This window comes from Thermodesulfatator atlanticus DSM 21156 (assembly GCF_000421585.1).
In the GTDB taxonomy this organism is placed as follows: domain Bacteria; phylum Desulfobacterota; class Thermodesulfobacteria; order Thermodesulfobacteriales; family Thermodesulfatatoraceae; genus Thermodesulfatator; species Thermodesulfatator atlanticus.
Genome location: NZ_ATXH01000043.1, coordinates 1 through 6,916, shown reverse-complemented (window position 1 = coordinate 6,916; position 6,916 = coordinate 1). Strand labels below are relative to the sequence as shown.

Annotated in this window: 5 protein-coding genes; 4 read left to right on the top strand and 1 reads right to left on the bottom strand. The window is 39.5% G+C overall.

Annotated features, from left to right (window positions below; all coding sequences use genetic code 11):
* Positions 1 to 266 precede the first annotated feature (266 nt).
* Together H528_RS0111645 and H528_RS0111640 are read left to right on the top strand one after the other, a co-directional pair.
* Entirely contained in the window at positions 267 to 611 is a 345-nt protein-coding gene (locus H528_RS0111645) for a DsrE family protein (RefSeq protein WP_022854479.1), read from the top strand.
* A gap of 31 nt (positions 612 to 642) precedes the next feature.
* Positions 643 to 1,830 carry a P-loop NTPase gene (locus H528_RS0111640; protein WP_022854478.1) on the top strand — a complete coding sequence of 396 codons (1,188 nt, stop codon included), beginning with the start codon at positions 643 to 645 and terminating at the stop codon, positions 1,828 to 1,830.
* A gap of 28 nt (positions 1,831 to 1,858) precedes the next feature.
* Here H528_RS0111640 and H528_RS0111635 read toward each other — a convergent pair whose 3' ends face one another.
* Complete coding sequence (locus tag H528_RS0111635; RefSeq protein ID WP_028845932.1) at positions 1,859 to 3,124, bottom strand: M16 family metallopeptidase; 1,266 nt, start codon at positions 3,122 to 3,124, stop codon at positions 1,859 to 1,861.
* 306 nt (positions 3,125 to 3,430) lie between these two features.
* Here H528_RS0111635 and H528_RS0111630 point away from each other — a divergent pair, with 306 nt between their 5' ends.
* Both H528_RS0111630 and H528_RS0111625 read left to right on the top strand, forming a co-directional pair.
* Positions 3,431 to 5,629: a class I SAM-dependent methyltransferase gene (locus tag H528_RS0111630; protein WP_022854476.1), complete on the top strand. Its 2,199-nt coding sequence runs from the start codon at positions 3,431 to 3,433 to the stop codon at positions 5,627 to 5,629.
* Positions 5,630 to 5,769: 140 nt separating this feature from the next.
* The gene (locus H528_RS0111625) at positions 5,770 to 6,630 is read left to right on the top strand and encodes a sulfotransferase family protein (RefSeq protein WP_022854475.1); all 861 of its coding nucleotides are present in this window, start codon (positions 5,770 to 5,772) and stop codon (positions 6,628 to 6,630) included.
* Positions 6,631 to 6,916 lie beyond the last annotated feature (286 nt).

Below are 6,916 nucleotides of genomic sequence, written 5' to 3'. Positions count from 1 at the left end.
AGAGGTTCTAAAGGTTTTAGAGGTTGTCGAGGTTTGGATTGAATGGGTATCGAAAGCACTATTTTTGTCAGTCATTGCGAGCGAACACAGTGAGCCAAGCAATCTCGGTAAGTGAAGGGACAGGGATCGCGCGGGCGTACAGGTTGCCTCGCGGTGACACCTTGTCGGACAAAACAAGCTCCAATTAATATTCATCGCCCTTTTATTAAAATCTCTTGTCCAAAATGTTAATGATGCTAAGCTAAGCCCCAAAAAGGAGGCGGATTATGCCGCTTAAGCTGGTAATTCACGTGCCAGAATCAACTCGCTACAAAGTAGCCCTTAAAATGGGGATTAATTTTTTGAAAACCAAAGCCCAAAACGAAGAATTGCTGGCGCGAGTTTTGGTAAATGCCCAGGGGATAACGGTTTTGCTCGAGCTAGATGATGAAATGCTAAACCTTATGGAAGATTTTAAGTCTCGTGGTGGAGAAATACACTTTTGTAAAAATGCCATGAAGGCTTTTAATGTTCCCGAAGAAAAAGTCCCTGAAGGCTGTTATATTGTGCCAGCCGGGATAAGGGCTTTGGTTGAATGGCAGGAAGAAGGTTTCCGTTACGTAAGGGCTTAAAGACGAAGAAAATACCAAGGGAGGAAGCTATATGATCGAAAACGTAGCAAATGTGCCTGGAAGTGACCGTAGTGCGATTCTAGAACAGCAAGATCGCAGGCTTCAGGAGCAGCTTGCCAAGATTCGCCACAAAATCATGGTGATGTCAGGCAAAGGTGGCGTGGGGAAGAGTTCGGTTGCGGTTAACCTGGCGATAGGGCTTTCCTTGCAGGATTTTATGGTGGGGCTCCTTGATGTTGATTTGCATGGGCCCAATGTCCCCAAAATGCTTGGACTCAGGCGTGCTCATCTACCCCGACGACCAGATGGGCGTATTGGTCCGGTGGTTTATTCGCCAAACCTCAAATTTTTGTCCATCGAGCCCCTTTTGCCCGAAGAAGACGCTGCTGTTATCTGGCGTGGTCCTTTAAAAATTTCCGCTATCAGGCAGTTTCTTTCGGATATTGACTGGGGAAAGCTTGATTATCTTATTATCGACGCTCCTCCTGGCACAGGCGATGAGCCCATGACCGTTGCCAAAACCATTCCTGATGCATATGCCCTTTTGGTTACGACACCACAGGAAGTTTCTCTGATAGACGTTAAAAAATCTTATAACTTCTGTAAAAAAGTGAAAATGCGTATCCTGGGCCTGGTGGAAAACATGAGCGGCTTTATTTGCCCACACTGTGGCAAAGAAGTCGATCTCTTTAAGCGAGGTGGCGGTGAAAGGCTTGCGGAAGAGTTAGGCATTAAATTCCTCGGACGTATTCCTGTTGATCCACGCGTGGTTGCAGCGGGAGACTCTGGCAAGCCAATGATTGCCGCTTACCCTGAATCTAAAACGGCTGAAGCCTTTGAAGAGCTTGTGCGTAACGTGATTGCTGCCACTGAAGAGCTTTACCGTGATATCCAGGAAGGCCGTTTCATGCGGGTGGCTATTCCTGTTGAGGGGCCATTAGTAGCCGAAGACATTGAAAAGGCCCCTCTTTTTGCGATCTATGACATTGAAAATGGCATGGTTAAAGTCAAAGACGTACTTCCTAAACCAGAAGATGCCCCTCTTGATCTCTGGCTCAAAGAACAAGTTGCCACCCACGTGCTTGCTCCTTCTTTCCCTAAAAAATTAAAAGAGCAACTCTTAAACATGGGGATTAAAACCATTGATAAAATCGCCCCCAAGATGAAGTCAGATATGGCTGTCCAGGATCTTCTGGCAGGCATTATCAAGGAAGATTAAGAAAAAGCCCCCTTATTGAGGGGGCTTTTTACTTTGTTAAGTCTTCAAATATCTTAGTCCCTTCTTCTTCGGTTAGTGGGCCAAGTATTGCTAATGTTGGTTTGTCTCTAAAGCTTTTCTTAGCAAAAGAGGCTATGTCTTTCGGGCGAAGTTCTTTTATTTTGGCCAGGGTTTCTTCGTATGGTATGTAGCGTTTAAAAAGAAATTCGTTCCTGGCTAGGCGACTCATGCGTGTGTCTGGGTTGTCTGAAGATAAAAGCAACGCACTTTTTAGATGATCAAGGGAAGAGGAAAATTCTTCCTCGGTGATATTTCCGTCCTTAAGATTTTCGATTTCTTTGGTGATAAGCCTAAGAGCTTCTTTAAGATTTCTTTTTTCTACGGCAGCATAAATCCCTAATACCCCTGTGTCTTCGTAAAGAGAAAGGAAAGAATAAATCGCATAAGCAAGCGCCCTTTTTTCACGAATTTCTTGAAAAAGCCGCGAACTCATGCTTCCCCCAAGAAGGGTGTTGAAAAGAAGGGCCTGGTAGCGCATTTCATCACGGGCAGAGCAGACTGGCACGCCCAGAACAAAATGTACCTGTTCAAGCTTGCGAGAGATAACCGCCACGCGTCTTTGAGGAGAGGGAGGAATGCGCTTTTTCCCTTCTCCTTGGGATACATCTGCGAAAAGAGTTGCTACTTGCTTTGCAAATTCTTCGTGTTTGAGATTGCCGGCTGCGGCAATTACTAGATTTTGACCATTGTAAAATTTAGCGAAATATGACTTGACTTTAGCCTCGTCAAACGAAGCCACGTTTTCCCAGGTACCAAGGATAGAACGGGCAAGAGGGGAATTCTCCCAAATGGTCTGGCTGAAAAGTTCATGGACAAGTTCTTCTGGGGAGTCTTCCATCATTTTTATTTCCTGGAGCACTACTTGCTTTTCGCGCTCTATGTCTTCAGCAGAAAAATTGGAATTAAGAAAAATGTCTGCCAAAAGTTCTAAAAACCGTGAGGTATGTTCAGGAAGCACTTTAGCGTGAATACAGGTTTGTTCTTTAGAGGTAAAGGCGTTTGAGTATCCACCTAGGCGATCAAGCTCTTTGGCAATTTGAAGGGCTGAGCGCTTTTTAGTGCCTTTGAAAAATAGATGTTCAATGAAGTGGGTTAGTCCGGTTTCATGCTCTTCTTCGTCACGGCTGCCAACATTTAACCAGAGTCCTACGGATACCGTTGGAAAATCAGCGAACTCCTCTGTTAGAATCCGTACGCCTGAATCAAGTTGAGTTTTAAAATACTTGAATCCCATTTCTAACCCCGAAATTTCTGTTTTAAGCGTTTTTTTACTTGGCTGGGGAGTCTTTGCAAGCACTTTTCATTTAAGGTAGTTAGGATTCTCTCCTGTTTTCCGTCCCTAAAAATAGGAAAGGCCCCCTTTTCCTTGTAACACTGATCTTGGCAATTTTACATGGGTCTCTTTAATGTATTGCGGCCTCTTACGCTTTCATGACGAAAGGGTACATTTGCGCTAGAGGTGCTTTCTTTATTTCCAGCGCGAAATGGCATATTCCTTGCTTAAATTGTGGTTAAAAATTTTTCGGGAGAGGAGAAGGCCGTGGATTTTTATTTTGTGGAGAAGGACTATGCCATGGAGTTACCTATAGACGGTGAACAGGTTACGTATGTATTTCTAAGGACAGATCCCCAAAGAATAACTGCTGATAGGCTCTATTTTGCCCCTTCCGACGAAATTAAAAGAATAATAGAACGCTTTCACCAGGCCGGCTACAAGGACTTTAACGTCAAAGTTTTTATAGATAAGCGTCAAATATTTGAACACCCTAAGTTTCCCATTGATCTCACCTATAGCGGTGGCTACTTCAAACAAGGCGAAGAGTTCATCCCCTTAGAGGAAAAGATCAAGCCCTTGCTAGGGAAGGATAAAATTCGGGTGGCGGTGGTAAATGGTATGGGCGGTGGGATAGGGGACAACATTGTAGGCATGACCGCCCTTAATATCTTCTATGACCGGTTAATGAATTATTTCAAAGAAGTAGATATTGGCATATTTACTTTGCGTCCGCGGGGACTTCCTATCCTTAGACAGGAAACCATAGTAAACGAAATCTATCTTATGCCCGCTCCTGCAGAGCTTCTCTTTCAATACGATGCGATAGTTGATCTCTCCAACATGACAGGCTGGCCCATATTTAAACAACCTTTTATGGATTTTTTTATTAATGCTTTTTCTATTGATCCTAAATCTGTTCCTGACGAACAAAAGAGATGTTTCGTTAAAATTAACGAACAAATAGCTAGAGAATTGTATCCTATAATAAGATCTTTAAAATCCAGTGCTAAAAAACTTTTGCTTTATCATCCTTTAACTTCAAGTCCTATCAGATCTATACCTAATAATTTAGTAAAAAAATATCTAAAAAAACTTATAAAGCTTACAGATTATACAATTGTTTCTGTAGTCAATATTGATTTTAAGCATTCTAGATTTGTCAATTTATTTCCTTTTTCTAAAAAAGGTATTGATTATTTCTTTTATTTAGTTTCTCAAATGGATGCTATTATTACTGTTGATACAGCAACGACGCATCTCGCAGATGCTTTTTCTATTCCTGCTGTGGATTTGTGCACAACCATACCTCCCAAATGGTATGTGTGTTATTATCCTTTTGTTGAAGGTATTCTTGTTGGTGGAGGAGAATTTCCTGAAATATATACCCATGCTTCAGATAATAAGGAGGATCTAGAAAAGGTTTATAAAAATTGGATGAAATTTTCTATTGAGGACGCTCTTGAATTATTAGAAAAGATGATAGTCAAGAGAGAAAATGAACTGCCTCATAAGCCTTGTCCTGTATGTCTAGCAAATAATCCTTTTATTCCAAGTAGTCGATATAGATTTTATAATTCTACTATTTGTCAAAATTGTGAGGCAGAATATGCTTATCCACGAAAAACAATGGATTATAATGAAGCTTATTTTTTAGACAGTACTGAAAGTGGAGATAAATATTCTGATTATATTTCAACAAAAGATGCAGATAGCCTTTATATTTCATTTATAAGTAACCCACGCTTTCATAAAGTTAGAGAGTGTCTCGAAGTTATGCCAATAAAAAAGACACTTCTTGATGTAGGCTGTGCTAATGGATTTTTTGTGCGTTATGCCAAAAGTATTGGTTTTTCCGCTTATGGTATAGATGTGTCTAAGGCAGCCATAAATTATGGGCGCAAATATTTTAAATTAACTACTATTGAAGTATGTTCAGATCTTAAAAAACTCCCTAAGAGATTTCCAAAATATTTTCAAGTTATAACTGCCTTTGAAGTGATAGAACATTTAGAGAATCCCTATGATTTTGTAAGATCAGTTTATGAATTATTAGAAAACGGAGGTATATTTATTTTCTCTACGCCCAATCGAGATATGTTAGGACGCAAACTGGGCTTGAAAGATGAGAGGCAATTTTTCTTGCCCGGCCATCGTGATTCCCCCCCAGGCCATCTAACGCGATTTACCGCCAAAAGTCATAAGATATTGGTGGAACAATTAGGTTTTTACGTTTTGTGGCAATATACCGTTCCGCCTCTTTCAGGAGATATCTTAAGAGCCTTAGGTGATCGTCTACAAATTCCCAACCTTACTATAAAGTTGGATGACAACAGGCATTTAAAACTTCCAGGAGATAAACTCAAACCCCTGCTTGGTAAGGCTTTTGAATCTTTGATTCCTTCACTTCAGGAACAGGGTCTTTTTCTAATTACGGCAGCTATAAAAGATACATCGGCACCTTGAAGAAAATATTGCTATGAGACTTTTGCAAAACATCTGGGATCCGTTCCCATTTTTCGGAACGAAAAATAGAAACGGATCCTTGACTGGACCTTAAGAAAAGATGTTTTGCAAAGGTTTCTTTTAATATTTTAGGAGGTAAGATGTTAGATTTTAAGAATGAACCCAATATTTTATTTGCGTTTGGACATCCAAAATCTGGAACAACATATCTTCAAATGATCCTTAATAGTCATCCAGAAGTGTCGTGTCCTTCTGAGCATCAATTTGATTTCTTTATTAAAGAATTGCCCAGATTGTTGGATAACTATAATAAGCTACTTCTTTTAGTAGATCAAAAGACGGCTAATCAGGGAGCTTCTCTTTTTACTGGTGAAGATTTAGATAGATTGTTTTCTTTTATTGTTTATTTAGCTGCTTTAAGAGGTGCACAAAATAAAAAAGATACTGATAAAATAAAATGGTATGGCATTAATGATAATGCTATCATTAACAGACTTTTCATGTATATTAAATTGTTCCCAAATGCTAAATTTATTTGTATAGTACGCGACCCTCGTTCTATAGTGGTTTCATCTTGGTATAATAATTTACGTGTTGAACCAGGTTTTTTACAAAATCGCGGTAAAAATAAAGAATACTGGGCCATGCAAGTTGCAAATTTTTGGGTTAGAGATATGCAAAATGTATTAAATTTTGCTGACAACTTTCCGAAAAAAATATTTTTGATCCGTTATGAAGATTTGCGTTTAGATCCTTTCTCGAATTATAAAAAGATTTTTTCTTTTTTAGGCGTTAATACTAATGATAATATTATCGAAAATGTTATCAAAAAAACAAGCTTTAATAAGTTCAAAAATGGTAAATTTTTCCGCAAGGCATCTATTGATGATTGGAAAGAAGAATTGTCTCGAGAAGCTATTTATAATGTTGAGAGCAAAGCCCTTAAAATTATGAAAGTTTTTAATTACGAACCTTTTATTAAACCCTCTGTGTCAGGATAGATATTACTATGAGACCTTTGGAAAATACCTTGCGGTTGTATTTGTGCAAAACTGATTGCGGTAATTTTGCAAAAAGGTCTCTAATTTAGTTTTCCTTAAGTTCCGGATAAGAGATGAGAAAGGGGCACCTCTCTTTTATATTTCAAAGGAAACACGAAACTTATATCTTCACCCAGGAGGTGCCCCAGGGACAATATATCAAAAAAATCCTAATTGACTTCACCGATGAAAAAATTACTCCATCAGGAGGAAGTTTCTTCCTGGCTCATGTTTCTCATCTTCTCGG